Genomic DNA, 24251 nt, shown 5'->3' with positions numbered 1-24251 from the left:
GAAATCAGGCTCTGACAATAAAAGGTTGGTGAGGGTCCAGCGGCACCACGCGTGCCGGGTCGTCGACCCCGAAGACGCGCAGCATCCAGCGGTCGCGGCCGTCGTAGCGGGGCGGGAAACCGTCCCGGGCATGCAGGGTTTGCTGGTTCTTGAAGATCAGCATGTCCCCCGGTTGCAGCAGAATCTGGTGCACGACATCGGGGTGGTTGGCGGCGGCGGCAAACAGTTGCAGGGCAAACTGCGCATTGGCGCAGGTCGCGGCGACACTGGCCTTGTTGTAGCGGCAATACAGGCCACCGCTGGCGTTTCTGTACAGCAGGGGGACGTTTTCCAGCACATTACCCTGTTTGCCAAACGAGGCCGGTCGGCGGATGGCGAAGTGCGGTCGCGACAATTCTGCTTCGACCGAGGCTGGCAGCATGGCCAACACGTCGGCAATGGCGACGATGCGCGTCGGCACGTCGAGCTCGCAGCGCAGACCGGTCAGGGACAGGTACTCCGGGCAGGCCGACAGCTGCGTGACGGGTTCGCAGGTCAGGGGCAGGTGCGGGTTGTCGACATGCATGCCCAGGTCCATGCGTGAACCAAAGGAACTCTTTTCAGCTTCGCGGTTGTACTTGGGCGATACATGACGGAACACGCTGTTGTCGCTTTCGCCTTCGTATGCCACTGGACGGGTTTGCAGGGTTTGCAGCACGGCCAGAATGGCACCGGCCAGAACCGGCAGGTTTTCGATGTCCGGGTCCGTGTCATAAGGCGTGGCGGGCAGTTGCGAGTCCAGTGGCAGTCCCCTGACGATCAGCGCCACCTTACGACTCGTGGGGAAGTCGCGCAGTTGCTGGATTTTCTCGGCGTCCAGGATGCTCTCCAACAACCGCCCCAGGGCCGGCATGTCGCGGATGCCCGAGGCACTGTCGGTCACGGCCAGTGACGCCAGGCCGGCGTGCAGGGCACGCTGTTCTTCGAATGACACATGAAGCTGCGGTATCCCCTGTCGGGTCGAGGTCGCGGATTTTTTTCCCAGCCATTCGCGAATTTCTTCACCGATCAGCGCCGCAGATTTCCCGACTATTTCATCCAGCTTTGACACGTCCGTTTGCTCCTGTTTGCCTACGTCCCTGTGGGTTGAGCGGGAAGGCTAACGGAAGGGCCTTTTTTGTGTTGCAATGCCATATTGTGAAAAGTGCAATGAGGTGAGGAAATGGCCCTGGATATGTTGGGGGAATTGGAAGCCTTCGCGACAGTGGCGCGCAAGCGTAGCTTTATCGCCGCGGCCCGCGCGCTGGGGCGCTCTCCCAGCTCGTTGACCCGTGCCGTGCAGGCCCTGGAGGAAAGCGCTGGGGTCAAGTTGTTCAACCGCTCGTCGAATGCGGTGAGCCTGACCGAGGCCGGTGAATGCTTTTTGCCCCACGCCTACAGAATGCTGGATCTGCAACGTGAGGCGGATGAAGACCTGGCCGGTCTCAGCGGCCTGGCCCACGGCTGGATCCGCTTTTCCGCCCCCGAGTTTCTCGGCCATGGGGTCTTGCCCAAGCTGATCGCCCAGTACTGCGAGCGTTATCCGGATGTGAGTGTCGATGTGATTTTCACCGATGAGACCCTCGACCCGGCCAAGAGCAAGCTGGACTTCTCGATTCGCGGGGCGTTTCCGCAATCCAGCGACCTGATCGGCTTTCCGCTCTGGAGTTACTCACGCTACCTGTATGCCAGTCCCGGGTATCTGGAGCGTCGCGGGATGCCCGATTCGATCGAGGCGCTGGAGGCGCACTCGCTGATCCTGCATACGGCGCCACGGATCCTCAAGGAGTGGAATTTTCGCAACGAAGAGCAGGCCATCAGCTTTCGGGTGCATCCGAAATTTCGCTTCAGCTCGGGCGCGGCGGTGTTCCACGCGGCTCTGGCGGGCGTTGGGATCGCCCGGCTGGCGGACTGGTTGGCGGAACCCGAGGTGGACGCCGGGCGCCTGGTCCGGGTCTGCCCCGAATACAAGCTTACTTCCAGCAGCGGCGAGAGCCCGCAGATGCACGCGGTGTATCCGGCCGGGAGTCTGCCGCTGCGGGTGAAGTCGCTGCTGGAGGTGATCCGCGGCTTTGGCGAAAGCCTGGATCGCAAGCATTCAATGACGTTCTAGGTGACTGCCAGGCCCTGTCAGTTCTTGAACGCCGAGTGCTTTTTGCCCTGGTCGCACAAGGCGAAGACCACCACGCAGACTGCCGCGATCGCCAGGATCAGGGCCACGCCGTCGGTGGAGTGGGTCGCCGAGGCCGAGACCAGTGACAGGGCGCCCAGGGGCGCCAGTCCACCGGCCACCGCCGTGCCGATTTCGCGCCCGGTGCCAAAGCCCGAGGAGCGGGTCTGGGTCGGGAACTGACGACTGAGAAATGAGCCTTGCGGCGCAAACATCATGGGGGCCAGGACCCCGGTGCCAATGCCGATCGCCAGGTAGACCTGCCAGTTTTCACCGCTGCTCAGCAGCATCAGGAAGGGGTAGGCGAACAGCAGTGAAAATGCCCCGCCCAGGACCAGGACCGCCTTGCTGCTCCAGCGGTCGCACAACCAGCCGAAAAATGGCACGGCGACAATGGCCACCAGGCTGGCGAGGGTCACCGACAAAGAGGTCACGTGCACGTCGACGCCTTTGTATTGGGTCAGGTAGGCCAGGGAAAAGGTCTTGAAGATATAGCTCAGGGCGTTGTAGCCGATGGCGACGAAGAACACCACGGCCAGGCCTTTGAGGTCGTTCTTCAGCAACGCTTTCAGCGGCGAGACCTTGGGTTGCGCGCGCTTCTGTTGGTTCAGTTCCTTGAACTCCGGGGTTTCCGGAATGCTGTTGCGGACCCACAGGCCGACCCCGACCAGGGCGATGCTGCAGACGAAGGGGATGCGCCAGCCGCCTTCGAGCAGGAATGCATTGCCGTTCAGGGTCAACAGGTAAATGGTCAGCGAGGACAGCAGCAGGCCGAGGTTCAGGCCCAGCGCCGGCCAGGCGCCCTGGCTGCCGCGCTTGCCCTGGGCGGCGTGTTCATAGGAGGTCACGGCGGCCCCCGAGAGTTCAGCGCCGGCCCCCAGGCCCTGGATGATGCGGATCACCACCAGCAGGGCGGGTGCCCAGAGACCGATGGCGGCGTAGCTGGGAATCAGACCGATAAGCGTGGTGCAGACGCCCATCATGCAGAATGTCAGGACCAGCACCTGCTTGCGGCCGAACTTGTCGCCCAGGTAGCCGAACAGGATGCCGCCGAATGGCCGGGCGATAAAGCCGATGGCAAAGGTGGAGAAGGCCAGCAGCGAGGCGGTTTGCGGGTTGCTGGCGTCGAAGAAGATCTTCGCGAAGACAATCGCCGCCATGGTCGCGTAGAGGTAGAAGTCATACCACTCCAGCATCGAGCCGAAGATGGTCGCGGCGGCGACCTTGCGCAGGCGCTTGCGAGTCTGTTGCGGGGTTTCGACGGGCGATTCGGACGCTTTATATACCGACATCAGTGGGTTCCTTGTAGGTCTTTATAGTTATTTTCAAGTGATCGCTGGTGCGCCCCGTTGGCCTTTTCAGGGCCGGCGGAGAGGGCGTACTCCTGTACGCGGGAGGATTTTCTGGTTAATGAGGGGCGAACAGCCGGTCGGCGATCATCTCGCCGATCGGCATGGCGGAGGTGGCGGCGGGCGACGGTGCATTGCAGACGTGGACCATCCGCGACGTTTCGGCGAACAGGAAGTCATGCACCAGGCTGCCGTCGCGCATCACCGCCTGGGCGCGGATCCCGGCCTCATAGGGCAGCAGGTCTTCGACGACCAGGGATGGGCAGTACTTGCGGCACTGTTCCAGGTAGCCACGCTTGAACAATGAGTTCTTCATTTCCTGGCTGCCGGAACCCAGGTTCTGCCACAGGGTTTTCCAGAAACCGGGGAAGGCGGCGTATTGCGCGACGTCCCGCCAGTTGATGGAAAACTTGCGGTAGTTCTCCCGGCCCAGGCCCAGTACGGCGTTCGGACCGACTGTGACGCTGCCGTCGATCATCCGGGTCAGGTGCACGCCGAGGAACGGCAGGTCGGGATCGGGGATCGGGTAGATCAGGTGATTGACGATGTTGTTCTTCGTCGCTGGCAGGCGGAAGTATTCGCCGCGAAAGGGAATGATCTGATGGTCGATGGAAATGCCGGCCAGTCTCGCCAGGCGGTCGGATTGCAGGCCGGCACAGGCTACCAGCTTGCGGGCCTGCCAGACGCGGTCGTGGCTGCTGACGGTGACTTTGTCGCCGTCTTCCTGGATGGCCGTGACCGTGGTGTCGAGTTGGATCTCGCCGCCGCCGGCCGTGATGACTCGGGCCATGGCCTGGCAGATTTCGCGGTAGTCGACGATGCCCGTGGCGTCGAGGAACAGGCCGCCGAGGCCGACGATGTTCGGTTCACGCCGCTGCAGCTCAGCGGCGTCGAGACGCTCGACGCGCATGCCGTTGAGTTGCGAGCGTTCATACAGGGCCTGCATGCGCTGCACTTCGAGGGTGGTGGAGGCCACCAGCAACTTGCCGCAGACCTCGAAGCGGATTCCGTGTTCGCGACAGAAGTCTTTTGTCGCCTGGGCCCCGCGCTTGCACAGGTCGGCCTTGAGGCTGCCCGGTGCGTAGTAGATACCGGCATGGATCACGCCGCTGTTATGACCGGTCTGGTGGCGGGCGAGGCTGGCTTCCTTTTCCAGGATCAGCAGCGAGGCGCCGGGCTGGCGCTTGAGCAACTCCATGGCCGTGGCCAGGCCGACGATGCCGCCGCCGATGATGCAGAAGTCATAAATCATGCAGGGAACCTACCTTGTTATTGTTCATGTCTAGTTATCAGGTTGTCAGACTAATGCAGGCACGCCAAATTGGGTCTGCTTGCCCGGGCGCTGCGGGTGCAGCGCAGGGCGGATCGATTCAGTTCATGGCCGGCAGTTCCAGTTGCAAGCGTTTGGCCGAGGCCCGCAGATGCGCCTCGGCACAAGCGGCGGCGGCCTGGCGATTGCCATCGGCGATGGCTTGGTACAAGGCCTGGTGTTCACGCCCGGCGTCGGCCGAACCGCCGACGGAACGGCTGGCGGAGTTTTCCCAGGCGGTGCGCCGCGCTTCGGCCAACTGGCCGCGCAGAAAGTCATGGAAGGCGACGAAATACTCGTTCTTGCTGGCCTCGGCGATGGCCCGGTGAAAGGCCACATCGGCGGCGGCGGCGGCATCGAAGTCGGTGCGTTTGTCGTGCATTTCCTGCAAGGCCGCCTGCATGCGTTGCAGGTCCGCTTCGTCACGCCGTTGCGCGGCAATCGACGCGGCCTGGGTCTCGATCCACAGGCGCATTTCGAACATCTGCGCCAGATCGGTCTTGCGCCCCTCGCTCTTGGGAAAGCGAAACACCGTGCCGGCTGGTGTCTGGGAAATATACGAGCCGAGTCCGCGCCGGGCGATCAGTACGCCGTCGGCCTTGAGCTGGGCGATGGCTTCGCGGACCACCGAGCGGCTGACATTCAACTGTTCCGCCAACTGCTGTTCAGTCGGCAGGCGCGCTTCGGCCGCCAGCCGCCCGGTATCGATTTCCGCGCGAATGGCACTGACCACTCGTTCAACCAGGGAGTCGGGGCGTTGGAGTTCCAGCATGAAGGTCGGGCTCGGTAGTCAGGTTGTCAGACAATGCCCGAGTGGTTCAAGGTTTGTCAAGAAGTCGGGGCGGGGCCAGGCCTTCTCGAATCAAGCTCACGAATCGCGTCGCGGCCGGCGACAAGGGTTGCCCGCTATGGGTGATCAGACCGATCTCGCGGCTGACGCCAGGGTGTTCCACCACGCGTTTGTGCAAGCCGCTCAGGCCGTCATCCGCCGACTCCGGCAGCAGCGCCATGCCCAGCCCCTGGCGCACCAGCGCCAGGACCGTGGACATATAGTTGGCTTCCAGCCCAGGTACCAGCGTCAGGCCTTGTGCGTCGAAGAGTTGCTCGACCCGTTCGCGCACGCTGCTGTCGCGTCCGGTGAGGATCATCGGTTGGCCGCTCATATCCGCCAGGCTGATGCTTGTCTGGTGCGCCAACGGGTGTTCAGCGGGGAGGAACAGGCACAGGTGATCGACCATGACCACTTCAAAGTCCAGGCCATGGTTGAGCCGGGCTCGTACACCCAGCCCGAAGTCCACTTCGTTCTCCCGCACCAGGCTGTCGATGCGCTGGGCGACCACGTCCCGCAGGCGGATTTCGATACCGGGAAAGGCCTGGCGAAACTGCTTGAGCAACGGTGGCAGAGCGCCGGAGCAGATCGACGGCAAGGCGGCCAGGGTTACCACGCCGCGTTGCAGGCTGGCCAGGTCACGGGAACCGCTGACGATGTTGTCCAGGTCCAGCAACAGTTTCTCCATGGGCCCGCGGGCCTGCTGGCCGGCGCCGGTCAGGCTGACCTGGCGCGGGCTGCGCTCCAGCAGGGTCACGCCGAGCCACTCTTCCAACTGCTGGACCTGCACCGTCAGCGCCGAAGGCGAAAGGTGCAGCAGGACAGCGGCGCGGGCGAAGCTGCCGGTCTGGGCGACGGTGAGAAAGGCGCGGATATGCTGGACGGCGTTCTTCATTCTGTTTTTCCGAATGCATGGCGGTGAACATTCCAATTTACAAAGCTTAACCGCGTTCCAATACTCGGGGGAAAACAATAACTGTCCGCCGTCGAGCGGCCCCGGAGTCTTCCCATGCTCGCCACGCTGGGTGTCATCACCATCGTCTGTCTGCTTGCGGCTGTCATGAGCAAGCGTCTCTCGCCCCTGGTCGCGCTGATCGCCTTGCCGATCATTGCCGCGCTGCTCGGCGGTTTCGGTCTGCAAACCAGTGCTTTTATCGTCACCGGCATCAAGAACGTCGCCCCGGTGGTGGGCATGTTCGTGTTCGCCATCCTGTTCTTCGGGGTGATGACGGATGCCGGCATGCTCGACCCGATCATCGACCGCATCCTGCGCACGGTGGGCACGCGGCCCACGCGCATTGTCATGGGCACGGCCTTGCTGGCGTTGCTGGTGCACCTCGACGGCTCCGGGGCGGTGACCTTTCTGGTGACCGTCCCGGCGATGTTGCCGTTGTATACGCGGCAGGGCATTGACCGACGGATCCTCGCCTGTGTCGCGGCCATGGCCGCCGGGGTGAATTTCCTGCCCTGGACCGGCCCGGTGCTGCGTTCGTCGGCGGCCTTGCATGTGCCGGTGGCGGATCTGTTCCAGCCGCTGATTCCGGTGCAGATCGTCGGCTTGCTGTTTGTCTTCGCCTGCGCCTGGTGGTTGGGCCGGCGTGAAGAACGGCGCCTGGGCCTGGGCGCCGATCTGGCCACGGGCGGCGTGCCAAGCCGGGTGATCAGCCAGACGGAGGAAGTCCTGCGTCGCCCCCGCCTGTTCTGGGCCAACCTGCTGCTGACGGTGCTGGTGATGGCGGTGATGATCGCTGGCTGGATCGACCCGGTGGTGATGTTCATGCTCGGCACCGTGGTCGCGCTGTGCCTCAACTACCCGAATGTCGACGCCCAGCGCGCCCGCATCGATGCCCACGCCAAGACCGCCCTGACCATGGCCAGCATTCTCCTGGCGGCCGGGGTCTTTACCGGCATCATGCAGGGCACCGGCATGCTCAAGGCCATGGCCGAAGTGGCGGTGGCGCAGATCCCGGCCGGCCACGGCAAGCTGATTCCGGCGCTGGTGGGTTTCCTGTCGATGCCGCTGAGCCTGTTGTTCGACCCGGACTCCTTTTACTTCGGGGTGATGCCGGTGATTGCCGAGGTCGGCAAGGCCTTGGGCGTGGAGCCGTTGCAGGTGGCCCAGGCATCGTTGCTGGGCGTGCACACCACCGGGTTCCCGGTCAGCCCGCTGACCCCCGCGACCTTTTTGCTGGTGGGTCTGTGCAAGATCGAACTGGCCGATCACCAGCGTTTCACCATTCCTTTCCTGCTCGCCGCCTCGGTGCTGATGACCCTGACGGCGTTGCTTCTGGGCATCTTTTGACATGAGGGACCTAGCGATGAAAACCTTGCGTATCGGCTCCGGTGCCGGCTATTCGGGCGACCGCATTGAACCGGCGGTGGAACTGGCGGCCAAGGGCGAGCTGGATTACCTGGTGTTCGAGTGCCTGGCCGAACGGACCATCGCCCTCGCGCAACAGGCCCGGCTCAGCGATCCCGAGGGCGGTTATGACCCCTTGTTGCGTGAGCGGATGGAGCGGGTGCTGCCCTTTGTGGCCGGTGCCGGACGGCGCCTGCGAATCATCACCAATATGGGCGCGGCCAATCCCCTGGCCGCCGCGCGGGAGGTCCGGCGGATCGCTGCCGAGCTGGGCTTGCACGGACTCAAGATTGCCGCGGTGACGGGCGACGATGTGCTTGAGGTGCTGCGCGCCGAGCCGAGTCGTTTGCTGGACAACGGCTTGCGGGTCGAGCAGTTGGGTGAGCGGCTGGTCTCGGCCAATGCCTACCTGGGCGCGGAAGGCATTGTCCAGGCCCTGGCGGCCGATGCCGATGTGGTGATCACTGGCCGGGTGGCCGACCCGTCGCTGTTTCTCGCGCCGCAGTGCTTCGAGTTCGGTTGGGCGGCGGACGATTGGCCGCGCCTTGGTCGTGGCACCCTGATCGGCCATCTGCTGGAGTGCGCGGGGCAGATTACCGGTGGGTACTTCGCCGATCCGGGCGTCAAGGAGGTGCCGGACCTGGCGCACCTGGGCTTTCCCCTGGCCGAAGTGGATGCCGAGGGCCGGGCGACCATTACCAAGGTCGCTGGCAGCGGCGGGCGGGTGGACGCAGCGACCTGCACGGAGCAATTGCTCTATGAAGTGCATGACCCGGCGGCCTACCTGACGCCGGATGTCACGGCGGACTTCCAGAATGTGAGTTTTGTCGAGCAGGGTGTGAACCGGGTCGGCGTGCAGGGCGCGAGTGGGCGCCAGCGGCCGGACACCCTGAAGGTCTCGGTCGGTTACCTGGACGGCTGGATCGGTGAGGGGCAGATGTCCTACGGCGGACCGGGTGCACTGGCTCGGGCGCGGCTGGCGCGGGAGATTGTCTTGCAGCGCCTGGAAATCATCGGCGTCAAGGCTGAGGAAGTCCGCGCGGAGTTGATGGGTGTCGATGCCCTGTATGGTGAAGTGCTGAGTGCGCGAGGGCAGGGCGAGCCCTGGGAGGTGCGCCTGCGGGTGGCGGCGCGTTGTCTTGAGCGAGCCGATGCGCTGCGGATCGGCAATGAAGTGGAGACGCTGTATACCAACGGCCCGTCAGGCGGTGGCGGTGCGAGTAAAAGCGTGCGGCAGGTGGTGGCGGTGGCGTCGCTGCTGTTGCCACGGGAACACCTGGCGGCAACGGTTCATCTGGAGGAGCGGTCATGAGCGGTCTTGAATTGCGCGCCTTTGCCCATTCGCGCACGGGCGACAAAGGCGATACCTCGAATATCTCGGTGATCGCCTACCGTGCCGAGGACTACCCAGGGTTATGCGAATGGCTGACGGCCGAGCGGGTGGCGGACTACTTTGCGTCCTTGCTCGATCCGGCAGCCGGACCGGTACGGCGTTACGCGGTACCGGGCGTGCGCGCCTTGAATTTTGTCTTGCCGGGCATCCTCCGTGGCGGGGTGACCCGTTCCCTGGCGCTGGATGCCCACGGCAAGAGCCTGGGCTCGGCGTTGCTGGATATGCCGTGGGAGCGCGATTAACCCACTTGTTTCAAGCGCTGGGCGACACGTTCGGTGATCAGAGTGCGTTGCTTTTGCGACTCCGCCACCCGTTGCAGGGCAATGGCCAGCACGTCCGCGGGCGCCGTCTCCGGGCTGCCGGCATTGAACGGCGGCGCCGGTGCGTATTCCAGCTGCAACTGGATCGCCTGGGCCTCTTGCGCCCCCACCAGTTCAGCGACCAGGGTCAGGGCAAAATCGATCCCTGCGGTGATGCCGCCGCCGGTCAGCAGGTTGCCGTCACGCACCACGCGGTCCTTCACCGGTATCGCGCCGAGAGTCGCCAGCAGATCGTGATAGGCCCAGTGCGTGGTGGCCTTGCGGCCTTGCAGCAGCCCGGCGGCGCCCAGCACCAGAGAACCTGTGCAGACTGAGGTGACATATCGCGCCTGGGCGGCCTGGTGGACGATGAATGAGAGGGTCTCGGCATCTTCCATCAAGGGGCCTACCCCGGCCCCTCCTGGAATACAGATCACGTCCAGGGGCGGGCAGTCTTCGAAAGTCGTCGTCGGCGTAAAGATCAGGCCGGTGCTGGAGGTGACGGGTGCCAGGTCCTTCCAGATCAGGTGGATCCGTGCATCAGGCAACGAGGCCAGGACGTCGTAGGGGCCGGTGAGGTCGAGCTGTTGGACTTTGGGGAACAACAGAAAGCCGATATGCAGCGTCATGTAATAGCTCCTTGGAAGTAAAAAGGCGGGTCCTGCAAGGCTGGACGGTTTCACTGTAGTTCCGTAGGCTTTGGCGTATCTGCCATTGACCCCACGTTTCACGCCAATACCCATGAACACACCCAGAACGATCCGCATCCTGGCTTTTCCCAATGTGCAGGTGCTCGATGTCACGGGGCCGTTGCAGGTCTTTGCCTCGGCCAACGACCTCGCCCGCGCCGAGGGTCTGCCGCTGCCTTATGCCGTGAGCGTCATTGCCGACCAGCGCGAACCGGTGATGAGTTCGGCGGGGCTGGCCCTGGTGGCCAATCCTTTACCGGCGACGGGGGTGCCTTGCGACACCCTGATCATCGCGGGTGGCTGGGGCACTTATGCGGCCGCCGAGGACTCGGCGCTGGTGGCCTGGGTGCGCCAGCAGGCCGGTTGCGCGCGACGGGTCGCCTCGGTCTGCACCGGGGCGTTCCTGCTGGCGGCCAGCGGCTGGCTGGACGGCCGGCGGGTGGCGACCCACTGGACCCGCTGCGAACAATTGGCCGCGCAGTACCCGCGGGTGCAGGTCGAGCCCAATCCGATCTTTATCAACGATGGCCCGGTCTGGACCTCGGCCGGGGTGACGGCGGGTATCGATTTGTCCCTGGCGCTGGTTGAGGCGGACCTGGGGCGTCCTGTGGCGTTGGAGGTCGCCCGGCATCTGGTGGTGTTCCTGAAGCGTCCGGGCGGGCAGGCACAATTCAGCGCGACCCTGTCCTTGCAGAAGGCCGGCAGCCGCTTCGGCGACTTGCAGGCCTGGATCGCCGAGCACCTGGCGCAGGACCTGTCGATTTCGATCCTGGCGCAGCAGGCGGGCATGAGCGAGCGCAGTTTCGTCCGTCACTACCGCGCCGAAACCGGGCAGACGCCGGCCCGGGCCATCGAGCAGATCCGGGTGGAAACCGCCCGGCGCCTGCTGGGCGACACCGCGATGCCGATCAAGCGCATCGCCAGCCGCTGTGGTTTCGGCAGCGAGGAAACCCTGCGCCGCAGTTTTCTGCGGGCCCTGAGTGTCACGCCACAGGCCTATCGCGAGCGCTTTTCAGCGCGGCCATAAGACCCCGCTGGGTGACGCCGTCGATCCACTTCGTTGACCTAAGCCATCCCCTGAGCATCGAATACACCTAAGCTGTTGGAATATCGGACGTAGTTCGCAATAAACCTGTACGTTAAGCATGGTTTGTAAAAATTATGGCATCATGCCATTAATGTTTTCCCTGATACCCCAATAAGATGAGCACCGGTCTGTGTCAGTGATTCCCCTACTTGTGTGTGACGACTCCAACATGGCCCGTAAGCAGGTTTTACGGGCGCTGCCGGCAGACTGGCAGGTCTCGATCACCCAGGCCAGCGATGGTCGGCAGGGGCTGGATGCCATTCGCCAGGGATTGGGGCAGGTGGTGTTGCTCGACCTGACCATGCCGGAAATGGATGGTTACCAGGTGCTCTCGGCGATCCGTGCCGAAGGCTTGCAGGCACAGGTGATCGTGATCTCCGGCGATGTCCAGGAAGAGGCGGTCCGCCGGGTGCACGAGTTGGGTGCGTTGGCGTTCCTGAAAAAGCCGTTTGACCAGGACGAGTTGCGCGAGACCCTCGACCGACTGGGGCTGCTGAATGCTCCCGGTCCGGCGCCGTTGGCCGCTCGCCTTGAACCGACGGCTGAAGTCAGCTTTCGCGATGCCTTCCGCGAAACGGTCAACGTCGCCATTGGTCGCGCGGCGGCGTTGATCGCCAAGGTCCTCGGGGTGTTTGTGCACTTGCCGGTGCCGAACGTGAATATCCTCGAAGTGGGCGAACTGCACATGGCGCTGATGGATGCTGGCAACGGCAACCAGCTCACCGCCATTTGCCAGGGTTTTATCGGCAGTGGTATCGCCGGTGAGGCCTTGCTGATGTTCCATGATTCGGAAATCGCCGACATGGCGCAGTTGATGCAGCGCCAGGGCACCGAGTATTCGGACCTGGAAATGTTGCTGGACCTCTCCAGTGTGCTGATCGGTGCGTGCCTGAGCAGTATTGCCGAACAGATCGACGTGGTGTTTTCCCAGGGCCACCCACAGATTCTCGGGCAGCACGCGGCCATCGACGAACTGATCCGGGTCAACCAGCAACGCTGGAAAAAGACCCTGGCGGTAGAAATCAGCTACAGCCTGGAAGGGCACGATATTCATTTCGACTTGCTGTTGCTGTTCACGGAAGACTCCATCCAGCGGTTGACCGACAAACTCGCCTACCTGATGAGCTGAGCCATGAACGACACTCTCGATCTGAACGAGTTTCACTGGTTACTGGCGATTGTCCAGAGCATCGACGTCGGCGTGGTGGTGCTGGACCGCGACTACTGTGTGCAGGTCTGGAACACCTTCATGGAAAACCGTTCCGGGGTGCAGCCCAAGGACGCCAACAGCCAGTCGTTCTTCAGCCTGTTTCCCGAGGTGGACCGCGAATGGTTCAGCCGCAAGGTCGAGAGTGTCGCGACCCTGGGCACGCCGGCGTTCACCATCTGGGAGCAGCGGCCTTATCTGGTGCGGTTCAAGAACTACCAGCCGATCACCGGCCAGGAAGATTTCATGTACCAGAACACCACCATGTTGCCGTTGCGTTCCACCAACAGCAGCATCACCCATATCTGCCTGGTGATCTATGACGTCACCGACGTGGCTACCAACCGCCACCAGCTCCAGGCCGCCAATGCCAAGCTGCAGAAACTCTCCAGCACCGACCGCCTGACCGGCCTGTACAACCGTGGGCACTGGGAGGAAAGCCTGAAGGCCGCCTATGCCCGAAACCAGCGGTATGGCAATGCCACGAGCCTGGTGATGTTCGACATCGACCACTTCAAGCGGGTCAACGACACCTATGGCCACCAGGCGGGGGACAAGGTCATCGAGCATGTGGCCGATATGGTCCGCGAGCATGTGCGCGACAGCGACGTGGCCGGACGTTATGGCGGCGAAGAGTTTGGCGTGGTGCTGTCGGACACCGACAAGGCCGGCGCGCGCTTTTTTGCCGAACGCTTGCGCAAGGCGATCGAAGGCCTGGAAGTGATGCACGAAGGCCAGAGCATCCGCTTCACCATCAGCCTGGGGGTGGCTGATCTGAGCCTGCCTTCAATCAGTCACGCCGACCTGATCGCCTGGGCGGACCAGGCGTTGTATGCGTCGAAGAAGAGTGGGCGCAATCGGGTCTCGGTTTACGAGTAACGGATGGGGCCAGATACTCAGGCCCGTCGCGCCATCAGCAGCACCGAAGCGGCCCCCGACAACAACAATATTGATCCGACGCCAGAGCGTCGGAGCCTTTCCCCATCTGTACCTGAAACTTGTCACGCAGGTGTACGGTTCATCGGTGCCAAACGTAGAGCGGCAAGCAAAAATCGTCGAATCAGCCAGTTGCGCGCAGACCTTGGCCGCGACCAAGAATAAGTCGCTGTTTTAAAACAAATTTGTGTGAGAGGGGGCTTCCCAGGCGCCGCGAAAGTTGATAAATTTCGCGCACTCTTGCAGTGGCCCTTCTCGGGTTCGCAAGCTGCAAGGTCAAGACACGAGTGTTACGCACTCGTCGCAACAGCTACAGGGGCGTCGCCAAGCGGTAAGGCAGCAGGTTTTGATCCTGCCATGCGTTGGTTCGAATCCAGCCGCCCCTGCCATTTTCCTTCTCGTACCTGAGATCATGCCAGCCGCAGACGCATCTGCTCACTGGCTGCCGGCCCGGCTTGCACGGTGCTCCGGCTCAACGGCACCGGACGCCCATCGGCGATATCCGCCATCATCAATTGCAACGGTCGCCCGCTCTCGCATTCGACGATTTGCACGCTTTCGCCTTCCGGCGCGTAATGGCGATTACCCCATTCCACAAATGCCATCAGCACCACGCGAAAATCCTCGCCCTTGGTGGTCGGCAGATATTCATAGCGCAGCGGGCGCTGGCTATAGGGCACGCGTTCGAGCAGGCCCGCCTCCACCAGCGCATTCAGGCGCCGGGTCAGCATGTTCGGGGCAATTTCCAGGCTGCGGGAGAATTCGTCGAAGCGCTTCAGGCCATGCAGGGCGTCGCGCATGATCAAGATACTCCACCACTCGCCCACCCGTTCAAGGCTGCGGGCAACCGGGCATTCGGCATGGCTCAGGGTTTTGCGTTGCATGGTGGTTCCTGTCGGGGTGCTCGGATATTTGTGAGGCGGGTATGTTACTTTCATGATGATAGTAGCGTCCACAAGCCATTACCTCGCTCAATCACCTGAAGGAGTTGGATCGTCATGAACAAACGCATCGTTGTCACGGGCATGGGCGCGCTGACCCCGCTGGGTTGCGGGGTCGAACAGATCTGGCAGCGCCTGCTGGCCGGACAGTCCGGGATCCGACAGTTGCCGACGGAGTTGATCGGCGACCTGTCGATCAGCATCGGCGGCCAGGTCCCGGACCGTGCCCAGGACCCGGAGGCGGGCTTCGATCCGGATCAACTGCTGGCGGCCAAGGAGCAGCGCAAGATGGACCGCTTCATCCTGTTCGCCCTGGCGGCGGCGGATGAAGCCTTGGCCCAGGCCGGCTGGGCGCCCGACTCCCCTGAGGCGCAGGAGCGCACGGCAACCATCATTGCTTCCGGTGTCGGTGGTTTTCCGGCTATCGCCGAAGCGGTGCGGACCACGGACAGCAAGGGGCCGCGGCGTCTGTCGCCGTTCACCATCCCCTCGTTTCTCAGCAATATGGCGGCCGGTCACGTCTCGATCCGCTACGGTCTCAAGGGGCCACTGGGTTCTCCGGTGACCGCCTGTGCCGCCGGCGTCCAGGCCATCGGCGATGCTGCCCGGATGATCCGTGCGGGGGAGATTGATGTCGCGGTCTGCGGTGGCGCGGAAGCGTGTATCCACCGGGTCAGTCTGGCCGGGTTCGCGGCGGCCCGGGCGCTTTCAAGTGATTACAACGAGACGCCACAGCTCGCCTCGCGGCCTTTCGATCAGGCCCGCGATGGCTTTGTCATGGGCGAGGGGGCCGGCCTGCTGGTGATCGAGGAGTTGGAGCATGCCTTGGCGCGTGGCGCCAAACCGCTCGCCGAGTTGGTGGGCTACGGCACCAGCTCCGATGCCTACCATATGACTGCCGGCCCGGAAGACGGTGACGGTGCCCGTCGGGCCATGCAGCAGGCATTGCGCCAGGCCGGGATCGAGCCGTCGCAGGTCCAGCATCTGAATGCGCATGCCACTTCGACGCCGGTGGGTGACAAGGGCGAATTGGCGGCCATCAAGGCGGTGTTTGGGGCAGCGGCTGGTCCAGCCATCAGTTCGACCAAATCCGCTACCGGGCATCTGTTGGGCGCCGCGGGTGGGATCGAGGCGATCTTCACGGTGCTGGCATTGCGTGACCAGGTGGCGCCGGCGACGCTCAATCTGGATAACCCTGATGACCTCGCCGAAGGTCTTGATCTGATCCGTGGTCAGGCCCGGCAGTTGCCTATGGAGTATGCACTCTCCAATGGCTTCGGTTTTGGTGGGGTCAATGCCAGTGTGTTGTTCAAGCGCTGGGTGTAGGGCGGGAGATACCGTCTTCAGGTCAACGCGGTCAATGTAGGAGCCCGGCTTGCCGGCGATGGCGGTCGGATGATCGATGCAGGGCTTGAGGGCCTCATCGCTGGCAAGCCAGGCTCCTACAAGGGACGGCGTTTATTTGGAGAATTTTCTCGCGCCGGCCACGCAAAGAATCACCGCCACCGTGACCCCCAACATGCCCAGGCTGACCTGCTCGTGGAGCAAGGTCGCCGCCAGGGCCAAGCCAAAAAACGGCTGCAAAAGCTGCAACTGTCCCACGGCGGCAATCCCGCCCTGGGCCAAACCGCGATACCAGAACACAAAACCGATCAGCATGCTGAACAACGAGACATATGCCAGGCTCAACCAGGCCGGTGTGCTGATCCCTGTGAACGAGGGGGGCGTCAGCAACCCCGTCAGCACGAGCATTACCGGCAGCGACAGGACCAGCGCCCAGGAAATTACCTGCCAGCCTCCCAGCGCCCGGGAGAGTTTCGCTCCTTCGGCATAACCCAGGCCGCAGACCAGCACCGCCAGCAGCATCAGGATATCGCCCCGGGGCGAGGCGCTCAGCCCCTGGGACACGGCGAACCCCACCACCAACAGGCTGCCCAGCACGGAAAAGCACCAGAACACCGGCCGTGGCCGCTCGCCACCGCGCAGGACACCGAAGGCGGCGGTCGCCAGCGGCAACAGGCCGAGGAAAACAATGGAGTGCGCCGAGGTCACGTACTGCAAAGCCAGTGCCGTCAACAGCGGGAACCCCAGTACAACACCGATGGCCACCACCAGCAGCGACAGCAGTTGGTGGCGGGCAGGGCGCTGTTCCCTGAACAGCAACAGCAGGCACAGCGCCAGAACCCCGGCGATGCTCGCCCGGGCCACGGTCAGAAACACCGGGTCGAACTCCCGGACCGCCACCCGTGTCGCGGGCAGCGAACCACTGAAGATCAATACACCGATAAATCCATTGAGCCAGCCACGGCTGCTTTTGGCGATCGCCGGGGTGTTCAGGGGCGAGATACGTTCCATTTTCGCGTCACACTCAAGGTTCGGGTTGCTTGAGGCACATCCTATGATTGACTATTGATACAATCAAAATATTGTCATGGATACATCTGCCCATGCCGCGTTCCCGGTACAAGTCGCTGGTTGACGTTTTTGCTGCCGATATCCGCTCGGGGCGCCTGCCGCCCGGTGCCCGCTTGCCGACCCATCGCCAACTGGCCGCGACCCATGGCCTGGCTCTGGTCACGGCCAGTCGGGTCTACGCGGAGCTTGAGGCGATGGGCCTGGTCAGCGGGGAAACGGGGCGTGGCACCTTTGTCCGGGAGACGTCCCTGCCTTCCGGCCTGGGCATCGACCAACCCGACGTGGCTTTGGGGATGGTCGATCTCAACTTCAACTATCCGTCGTCGCCAGGACAGGCCGAGCAACTGCGTATGGCTTTGCGTCAGTTGGCGTTGTCCGGCGACCTGGAGTCCTTGCTGCGTTACCACCCGCATGCCGGTCGCCTGCACGAACGAGCAGCGGTCGCCCGTCACCTGGGGACGCGCGGACTGAGGGTGGCGGCCGAGCAGGTGCTGATTGTCAGCGGCGCCCAGCATGGCTTGACGGTGGTTCTGATGGCGTTCCTGCAACCCGGCGACGTGATCGCCGCGGATGCCTTGACCTACCCCGGATTCAAGGTGTTGGCGCAGGCGTTGCACCTTGAGGTCGTGCCGATTCCCGTCACCGACCAGGGACCCGATCTCGATGCCCTGGCGCAACTTTGCCGCAGCCGTCCGGTGCGCGCCGTCTACAGCATGCCGACCCTGCATAACCCGATGGGCTGGGTGATGGCGGCCGATCAGCGTGAACAACTGGTGTCGATTGCGCGCCAGCATGATCTGTTGATTATCGAGGACGCGGCCTACGCCTACCTGGCGGAGCAAGCGCCGCCGCCGCTAGCCGAGTTGGCGCCGGAAAGGACTCTCTATGTTTCCGGTCTGTCCAAGAACGTGGCAGCCGGGTTGCGGGTCGGATTTGTCGTGGCGCCGCTGCAGCGGGTGGCGGCGCTGGAACGAACCATCCGGGCGACCACCTGGAACACGCCGGGTGTGTTGACGGCAATCGCCACCGCCTGGATCGAGGACGGCACCGTCGCCAGACTCGAGGTACAAAAGCGCAAGGACGCCCAGGCTAGGCAGGTCATGGCTGACGAGCTGCTGGTCGGGCTGCGCACCGTACGCCATCCGTCTTCCTATTTTCTCTGGCTGCCCCTGCCGGAAGAGGCGCGGGCCGATCAAATCGCCGTGACGCTGATGCGCGAGCAGATTTCAGTCTCCACCGCCGAGCCTTTTACAACCTCGGTGCATGTGCCCCATGCGATCCGCCTGGCCTTGGGTTCCGTGGACATGGAGACCCTTCGGATTGCACTGGTCAAAGTGCAAGGGGTGCTCGGGCCGCTGTTCTGATCCGTATTTTTCATCATCATCTGCCTCTGTAATGTATTTGGCCCACGGCCGACAATGAACCTACGGATCAGCCTTTTGCAGATGCCCGGGGCTATAGCTTGTGATGCAGGGCCACGGACCTCTGTTTGCTCTGCTCCGTAAACTCATTACGCGACCCGCGTTATGCCCTGACCTTATAGTTGAGGAGGCCTTATGGCCAAGATGGCGATGTTCCTGGGTGGATTTCTCATACTGACGATTGCGATTGGCCTCCTGGCCACGATTTCTCCGACATAGGCTGTCCTAGGGGTGTGCCGCATAATCGGTTGAAAAGGCCAGGTCCTTTTGTTCTTCCAACTCCGCCAGACGCTCGCTGAGTTGCTTGTGCATCAGCGTGTAGGCATCGCTGCCCAGCGCCAGGCGCTTGGGTGCGGGGTGCTGATTGACGCTGTCGATCATCAAGCGGACCATTTTTGCCGGATCGCCGATCGGAAGGCTGGTGCCTTCTTCGAGCATCCTTCTGGCATAGCTGGCTGGCGAGGCATCGTAGGCATCGATTTTTGGCGCGAGGCGGGAGCTGCCGTAGCGGAAGTGGGTGCGCGCACCGCCTGGTTCGACCAGTGTGCAGCCGATGCCAAATACGCCGACCTCCTGGCTGACGGCGTCGATGAACCCTTCAATTCCCCATTTCGTCGCGTTATACAGCGACCCGCCGGGGAGCGCTGCCTGGCCGCCCATGCTGGATAATTGAAGGATCCGGCCACCGCCCTGTTTTCTCAGGAAAGGCAGGACCGCTCTGACCAGGTGAATCGAACCGGCGAGATTGGTCTTCAACTGGTGGGCGACTTGGTCGTCAGTCACTTCCTCGGCCGCGCCGAAGAGGCCGTAGCCGGCGTTGCTCACCACGACGTCGATGCGGCCAAACGCGGCGAAGGCGTCCTTCACCACCTGCTGAATACCCGCTGTATCGGTCACGTCCAGCTGGGCCAGCCATAGCCGGTCGCCATGTTCGGCCTTGAGGTCGTCCAGCGCGGACAGATTCCGCGTCGTTCCGGCAACGTGGTCCCCTTGGTTCAGAAGCTGCTCGGCCATCTCCCGGCCAAAGCCGGAGCTCACCCCTGTGATCAGCCAATTACGTTGAGTCATTTTCAGATCCTCGAATATTTGGAGATTCCAGCATAGGTGCAGCGCTTTGGACGTAGAATGCGTATAAATCCGATTGTCATGCGCGAGAATCTAAAGTTATGGATTCCTTCTCTGATTACCTCGATCTCTTGAGCGCTCGCTCCATAGTCTCCGGCGGGCTGACGGCCGGGGGCCAGTGGGCGATCGAGTTCCCGCCATCGCCGCGCATCAAGTTCTGGGGCGTGCAGCGTGGCAGCTGCTGGTTGCTTATGGAGGAAATGGAGACGGCGATTCGAGTCGAGGAGGGCGATGTCTTTCTGCAGAGTGCGCCGCGCATGCATGTGCTGGCCAGTGAGCCGGGTGTGCGCCCCGTGCATTTTGACGATGTGTTTGAGCGGCGAACGGGAAGCATGGTCAGGCACGGCGAGGGCGACGAGTTTTTCATGATTGGCGGCAAAGTCGATCTGGATGCCGATCACGGGCGTCTTCTGCTGAATGCGTTACCGCCGCTGATTCACGTCCGCGCCTCGTCTTCTGAAGCCTCGACGCTCAAATGGCTGCTGAATCAGTTGCTCAGGGAGCGTGAAAATGATTTGCCCGGCAGCGAAACGGCCTCCGCACAAATGGCTCACTTGATGTTCATTCATATCTTGCGAGCCTATTTCGCGACAAACGAGCCGGCGCCGGCAAGCTGGCTGCGTGCCGTCAGTGATCGACGGCTGGCCCCGGCGTTGCGCCTGATCCATGGCGAGCCGGGACGTGCCTGGGGGCTGGAGGAGTTGGCGAAGGCATCGTCGATGTCACGCGCAGGCTTTGCGGCGTACTTCAGCGCCGTTGCCGGTGTGGCGCCGATCACGTATTTGACCCGTTGGCGCATGCTCCTGGCCATGCGGATGCTGCGCAGCACCCGCAAGTCTTTGGGAGTGCTGGCTGAATCCCTTGGCTACGCCTCCGAGAGCTCATTCAGCAATGCCTTCAAACGAGTGGTTGGGCGCTCGCCCAGGGCCTATCGCGATTCAGCGGGAGAGGACGGGCTTGTCGCCATACCGGTCAAATCAGGTTGAACGCCGTTTGTGTAGGAGCCGGCTTGCTGGCGATGGGGCTCTTGAGCCCTGCATTGATCTCAAGGACGCCTCGCCAGCAAGCGGGTTCCTACAGGAGGGCGGTGTTTTCAGGGTCAGACCAGGTAGCGCCGAAACCACCCCAGGGTCCTGTCCCAGGCCAGTTTGGCGGCGGCCTCGTCGTACCTCGGCGTGGAATCATTGTGAAAGCCGTGGTTAACCCCGGCGTAGATATGCGCTTCATAGACCTTGCCGGCGGCTTTCAAGGCCTGCTCATAGGCGGGCCAGCCGTCGGTGATGGCCTTGTCCAGTTCGGCGTAGTGCAGCAGCAGGGGCGCCTTGATCCGTACCACCTCCTCGGCCTTTGGCTGGCGGCCATAGAAGGGTACGGCGGCACTGAGTTCCGGATAGGCCACGGCGGCGGCATTGGCGACCCCGCCGCCATAGCAGAAGCCGGTGATGCCGACTTTGCCGGTGGTGCTGTCGTGGTGCATCAGCCATTCGATAGCGGCGAAAAAGTCGTTCATCAGCTTTTCCGGGTCGACGGTCAGCTGCAGCTCCCGGCCTTTTTCGTCATTGCCGGGGTAGCCGCCGACCGATGACAGGCCATCCGGGGCCAGGGCGATGTATCCGGCCTTGGCCACGCGCCGGGCCACGTCCTCGATATAGGGATTGAGCCCACGGTTTTCATGCACCACCACCACCGCCGACACCTTGCCGCTGGCCTTGGCCGGACGTACCTGATAAGCACGCACTTGCCCGTGGCCCTTGGGGGAGGGGTAGGTGATGTATTCGGCGACGATGTCCGGGTCGGTAAACGGCACCTGTTCGGCCAGCGCATAGTTTGGGCTCAACGCCGCCAGCAGGCTGCTGGCGGCGAGGCCACCGAGGGTGAACTTTGCCGCACGATCGAGAAACTCCCGGCGGTTGATCTTGCCGTGGACGTAGTAGTCGTACAGCTCAAGCAGTTCAGGGGCAAAGTCTTTCGCGGTGAGACGTTCCATCTGGGCGCTACCTTTGGCGAGGCAAGTTCCGGCCTAGTGTAGAACCTAAATGCCGATGCCCGGTCTTGAAGGGCTTTCATGTGAGCAATATAGATTCCAGGATCATGAATTAAACTTGTGATCATCTGGATTAAAATGAGTTTGTCTCAGTATGGCCTGAGTGTCGACAATGGCTCCCATCAAACATATTGGAGTTTTTTGTCATGGCCTTGGCTCATTCCCTAGGATTTCCGCGTATTGGTCGCGACCGCGAACTGAAGAAAGCTCAAGAAGCCTTCTGGAAAGGTGAATTGAACGAAGCGGGCCTGCGTGCCGTGGGCGGTGAGCTGCGCAAGGCGCATTGGGACCTGCAGAGGAAAGCCGGCGTCGAGCTGTTGCCGGTCGGCGACTTTGCCTGGTACGACCAGGTCCTGACCCACTCGCTGATGTTCGGCGTGATCCCGGAGCGCTTCCGCCCACAAGAAGGCCCCGCCACCCTGCAAACCCTGTTCGGCATGGCCCGTGGCGTCAGCGACAGCTGCTGCGGCGGTGCGCACGCCCAGGAAATGACCAAGTGGTTTGATACCAACTACCACTACCTGGTGCCGGAATTCAGCGCCGACCAGCAGTTCCAGCTCGGCTGGGATCAGCTGTTCGAAGAAGTCGAAGAAGCGCGCGCACTGGGCCACAACGTCAAGCCCGTGGTTATCGGGCCGCTGACATACCTGTGGCTGGGCAAGGCCAAAGGTGGCGATTTTGACAAGCTCGATCTGCTCGAGCGCTTGCTGCCGTTGTACGGTCAGATCTTCCAGCGCCTGGCTGCCCTGGGCGTTGAGTGGGTTCAGATCGACGAGCCGATCCTGGTCCTGGACCTGCCGCAGGAGTGGAAAAACGCCTTTGAGCGTGCCTATAACCTGATCCAGCGCGATCCACTGAAGAAGCTGGTGGCCACCTACTTCGGCGGCCTGGAAGAGAACCTCGGCCTGGCGGCCAACCTGCCGGTCGACGGTCTGCACATCGACTTGGTTCGGGCGCCTGAGCAGTACCCGACGATCCTCGATCGTCTGCCTGCTTACAAGGTACTGTCGCTGGGCCTGGTCAACGGCCGTAACGTCTGGGGTTGCGACCTGGAAAAAGCCCTGGCGGTCTTGCAACACGCCGATGAACGCCTGGGCGATCGCCTGTGGGTCGCGCCTTCCTGTTCGTTGCTGCACAGCCCGGTCGACCTGGGCCGTGAAGACAAGCTGGACGCCGAACTGAAGAGCTGGCTGGCCTTTGCTGTGCAGAAGTGTGAAGAAGTCGCGATTCTGGCTCGTGCCATCAACGAACCAGAAGCGGCTCCAGTCCTGGAAGCACTGGCCAAGAGCCGTGCGGTTCAAGCCAGCCGTGCCGCCTCGCCGCGCATCCACAAGCCGGCTGTGCAGGCTCGTGTTGCCGCGATTACCGCCAAGGACAGCCAGCGTCACTCGTTGTTCGCCACCCGTATCGAGAAGCAGCGTGCCGGCCTGAATCTGCCACTGTTCCCAACCACGACCATCGGTTCATTCCCGCAAACGACGGCCATCCGCCTGGCGCGCCAATCGTTCAAGCAAGGCAAATTGAGCGAAGCTGAATACACCGAAGCGATGCAGAGCGAGATTCGCCATGCCGTGCAAGTGCAGGAACGCCTGGGCCTGGATGTGCTGGTGCACGGTGAAGCCGAGCGTAACGACATGGTCGAATACTTCGCCGAGCAACTCGACGGTTATGCCTTCAGCCGCTTTGGCTGGGTCCAGAGCTACGGTTCCCGGTGTGTGAAACCGGCGCTGATCTTCGGCGACCTGAGCCGTCCGAAGGCCATGACCGTGGAGTGGATCCGCTACGCCCAGAGCCTCACCGACAAAGTGATGAAGGGCATGTTGACCGGCCCGGTGACCATGCTGATGTGGTCCTTCCCCCGTGAAGACGTGTCCCGTGAAGTGCAGGCGCGCCAACTGGCCCTGGCCATTCGTGACGAAGTGCTGGACCTGGAAGCCGCCGGCATCAAGGTCGTGCAGATCGACGAAGCGGCGTTCCGCGAAGGTCTGCCGCTACGCCGGGCGCAATGGCAGCACTACCTGGATTGGGCCACCGAGGTCTTCCGTCTGTGCGCCTGCGGTGTGCGTGATGAAACCCAGATCCACACCCACATGTGCTACAGCGAGTTCAACGATGTGATCGAGTCCATTGCCGCCATGGATGCCGACGTCATCACCATTGAAACCTCGCGTTCGGACATGGAGCTGCTGGATGCGTTCGAAGCCTTCGCTTACCCGAATGAAATCGGGCCGGGTGTCTACGACATTCACTCGCCACGGGTGCCGGATGCTTCGGAGATGGCCAACCTGTTGCGCAAAGCCGCCCAGCGTATCCCCGCCGAACGTCTGTGGGTCAACCCGGACTGCGGTCTGAAAACCCGTGGCTGGCCGGAAACCGAAGCGGCCCTGGTGCACATGGTCAGCGCCGCGCGCCAACTGCGTAAAGAGCTGGCGTGACAACCTGGGCTGAATCAGCCGCCGGAGCAGGTTCTCGTGCTCCGGCTTTTTTTATGGCTGCTGGCCCCCTCACTCCCGGTGACACTGACCTGATGCGTGATCGCCAGGACCGCCAGCTCGAAGAGCCGCGCCGCAAGTGCGGGCTGGCGTTCATTCTGGCGAACACGATGTTCTGGCAGCGGGTTCAGGCGGCCAATCAGTAGCGCACCACTCCCGATTGACGCC

General features: G+C 62.7%; 22 protein-coding genes and 1 tRNA gene. 13 read left to right on the top strand and 10 right to left on the bottom strand.

Annotation, left to right across the window (positions count from 1 at the left end; genetic code table 11):
• Positions 1-4 precede the first annotated feature (4 nt).
• Positions 5-1090 carry a TauD/TfdA family dioxygenase gene (locus AC07VG_RS21375; protein ID WP_495002075.1) on the bottom strand — a complete coding sequence of 362 codons (1086 nt, stop codon included), beginning with the start codon at positions 1088-1090 and terminating at the stop codon, positions 5-7.
• A gap of 111 nt (positions 1091-1201) precedes the next feature.
• On the opposite strand from AC07VG_RS21375, the gene AC07VG_RS21370 reads away from it, so the two are divergent.
• The gene (locus tag AC07VG_RS21370; RefSeq protein WP_495002074.1) at positions 1202-2131 is read left to right on the top strand and encodes a LysR family transcriptional regulator; all 930 of its coding nucleotides are present in this window, start codon (positions 1202-1204) and stop codon (positions 2129-2131) included.
• 17 nt (positions 2132-2148) lie between these two features.
• Here AC07VG_RS21370 and AC07VG_RS21365 read toward each other — a convergent pair whose 3' ends face one another.
• From AC07VG_RS21365 to AC07VG_RS21350, 4 genes are all read right to left on the bottom strand, one after another.
• Positions 2149-3480, bottom strand: a complete 1332-nt coding sequence (locus AC07VG_RS21365) for an MFS transporter (protein WP_495002073.1) — start codon at positions 3478-3480, stop codon at positions 2149-2151.
• Positions 3481-3595: 115 nt separating this feature from the next.
• Positions 3596-4789, bottom strand: coding sequence for an L-2-hydroxyglutarate oxidase (lhgO, locus tag AC07VG_RS21360; protein WP_495021847.1), 1194 nt, complete (start codon positions 4787-4789; stop codon positions 3596-3598).
• A 118-nt stretch (positions 4790-4907) separates the two neighbouring features.
• On the bottom strand, positions 4908-5618 hold the full coding sequence (locus AC07VG_RS21355) for a FadR/GntR family transcriptional regulator (protein WP_495002071.1): 711 nt from the start codon (positions 5616-5618) through the stop codon (positions 4908-4910).
• A gap of 46 nt (positions 5619-5664) precedes the next feature.
• A complete protein-coding gene (locus AC07VG_RS21350; protein WP_495021846.1) occupies positions 5665-6570 on the bottom strand; it encodes a LysR family transcriptional regulator in 906 nt (301 codons plus the stop codon).
• A gap of 114 nt (positions 6571-6684) precedes the next feature.
• On the opposite strand from AC07VG_RS21350, the gene AC07VG_RS21345 reads away from it, so the two are divergent.
• Genes AC07VG_RS21345 through AC07VG_RS21335 form a run of 3 tightly spaced genes read left to right on the top strand, consistent with a single transcriptional unit; the run spans position 6685 to position 9669 of the window.
• The gene (locus AC07VG_RS21345; RefSeq protein ID WP_495021845.1) at positions 6685-7977 is read left to right on the top strand and encodes a CitMHS family transporter; all 1293 of its coding nucleotides are present in this window, start codon (positions 6685-6687) and stop codon (positions 7975-7977) included.
• 16 nt (positions 7978-7993) lie between these two features.
• The gene (locus tag AC07VG_RS21340; RefSeq protein ID WP_495021844.1) at positions 7994-9346 is read left to right on the top strand and encodes an acyclic terpene utilization AtuA family protein; all 1353 of its coding nucleotides are present in this window, start codon (positions 7994-7996) and stop codon (positions 9344-9346) included.
• Positions 9343-9669 (top strand): AtuA-related protein, encoded by a 327-nt coding sequence (locus tag AC07VG_RS21335; protein WP_495002067.1) that lies wholly within the window; start codon positions 9343-9345, stop codon positions 9667-9669. Before AC07VG_RS21340 ends, AC07VG_RS21335 begins: the two co-directional genes overlap by 4 nt.
• Here AC07VG_RS21335 and inhA read toward each other — a convergent pair.
• Complete coding sequence (gene inhA / locus AC07VG_RS21330) at positions 9666-10355, bottom strand: isonitrile hydratase (protein ID WP_495021843.1); 690 nt, start codon at positions 10353-10355, stop codon at positions 9666-9668. The genes AC07VG_RS21335 and inhA overlap by 4 nt on opposite strands.
• A 112-nt stretch (positions 10356-10467) precedes the next feature.
• On the opposite strand from inhA, the gene AC07VG_RS21325 reads away from it, so the two are divergent.
• The 4 genes from AC07VG_RS21325 to AC07VG_RS21310 all read left to right on the top strand — a co-directional run bounded on the left by AC07VG_RS21325 (position 10468) and on the right by AC07VG_RS21310 (position 14034).
• Positions 10468-11442, top strand: a complete 975-nt coding sequence (locus tag AC07VG_RS21325; protein WP_495002065.1) for a GlxA family transcriptional regulator — start codon at positions 10468-10470, stop codon at positions 11440-11442.
• Between the two features lie 190 nt (positions 11443-11632).
• On the top strand, positions 11633-12631 hold the full coding sequence (locus AC07VG_RS21320) for a response regulator (protein WP_495002064.1): 999 nt from the start codon (positions 11633-11635) through the stop codon (positions 12629-12631).
• A gap of 3 nt (positions 12632-12634) precedes the next feature.
• Positions 12635-13588 carry a sensor domain-containing diguanylate cyclase gene (locus AC07VG_RS21315; RefSeq protein WP_495002063.1) on the top strand — a complete coding sequence of 318 codons (954 nt, stop codon included), beginning with the start codon at positions 12635-12637 and terminating at the stop codon, positions 13586-13588.
• Positions 13589-13959: 371 nt separating this feature from the next.
• Positions 13960-14034 (top strand) — tRNA-Gln (locus tag AC07VG_RS21310).
• 21 nt (positions 14035-14055) lie between these two features.
• Here the strand turns inward: AC07VG_RS21310 and AC07VG_RS21305 are convergent.
• The gene (locus tag AC07VG_RS21305; protein WP_495002062.1) at positions 14056-14529 is read right to left on the bottom strand and encodes a winged helix-turn-helix transcriptional regulator; all 474 of its coding nucleotides are present in this window, start codon (positions 14527-14529) and stop codon (positions 14056-14058) included.
• A 114-nt stretch (positions 14530-14643) separates the two neighbouring features.
• On the opposite strand from AC07VG_RS21305, the gene fabF reads away from it, so the two are divergent.
• The gene (fabF, locus tag AC07VG_RS21300) at positions 14644-15912 is read left to right on the top strand and encodes a beta-ketoacyl-ACP synthase II (RefSeq protein ID WP_495021842.1); all 1269 of its coding nucleotides are present in this window, start codon (positions 14644-14646) and stop codon (positions 15910-15912) included.
• 132 nt (positions 15913-16044) lie between these two features.
• On the opposite strand, the gene AC07VG_RS21295 is transcribed toward fabF, so the two are convergent.
• On the bottom strand, positions 16045-16941 hold the full coding sequence (locus AC07VG_RS21295; protein WP_495021841.1) for a DMT family transporter: 897 nt from the start codon (positions 16939-16941) through the stop codon (positions 16045-16047).
• A gap of 92 nt (positions 16942-17033) precedes the next feature.
• On the opposite strand from AC07VG_RS21295, the gene AC07VG_RS21290 reads away from it, so the two are divergent.
• Positions 17034-18365 (top strand): aminotransferase-like domain-containing protein, encoded by a 1332-nt coding sequence (locus tag AC07VG_RS21290; RefSeq protein ID WP_495002059.1) that lies wholly within the window; start codon positions 17034-17036, stop codon positions 18363-18365.
• A gap of 282 nt (positions 18366-18647) precedes the next feature.
• Here the strand turns inward: AC07VG_RS21290 and AC07VG_RS21285 are convergent, their stop codons facing one another.
• Complete coding sequence (locus AC07VG_RS21285) at positions 18648-19490, bottom strand: SDR family oxidoreductase (RefSeq protein WP_495021840.1); 843 nt, start codon at positions 19488-19490, stop codon at positions 18648-18650.
• A gap of 98 nt (positions 19491-19588) precedes the next feature.
• Between AC07VG_RS21285 and AC07VG_RS21280 the strand changes: the two genes are divergently transcribed.
• Positions 19589-20533: an AraC family transcriptional regulator gene (locus tag AC07VG_RS21280; protein ID WP_495021839.1), complete on the top strand. Its 945-nt coding sequence runs from the start codon at positions 19589-19591 to the stop codon at positions 20531-20533.
• Positions 20534-20646: 113 nt separating this feature from the next.
• Here the strand turns inward: AC07VG_RS21280 and yghX are convergent, their stop codons facing one another.
• On the bottom strand, positions 20647-21534 hold the full coding sequence (gene yghX / locus AC07VG_RS21275; protein WP_495002058.1) for a YghX family hydrolase: 888 nt from the start codon (positions 21532-21534) through the stop codon (positions 20647-20649).
• 203 nt (positions 21535-21737) lie between these two features.
• Here yghX and metE point away from each other — a divergent pair, with 203 nt between their 5' ends.
• Both metE and AC07VG_RS21265 read left to right on the top strand, forming a co-directional pair.
• Positions 21738-24026 (top strand): 5-methyltetrahydropteroyltriglutamate--homocysteine S-methyltransferase, encoded by a 2289-nt coding sequence (metE, locus tag AC07VG_RS21270; protein ID WP_495021838.1) that lies wholly within the window; start codon positions 21738-21740, stop codon positions 24024-24026.
• Between the two features lie 53 nt (positions 24027-24079).
• Positions 24080-24229 (top strand): hypothetical protein, encoded by a 150-nt coding sequence (locus tag AC07VG_RS21265; RefSeq protein ID WP_495002056.1) that lies wholly within the window; start codon positions 24080-24082, stop codon positions 24227-24229.
• Positions 24230-24251 lie beyond the last annotated feature (22 nt).

It is taken from the genome of Pseudomonas sp. GW821-FHT03C07, from assembly GCF_059420925.1.
This window is presented reverse-complemented; position numbering and strand designations above follow the sequence as displayed.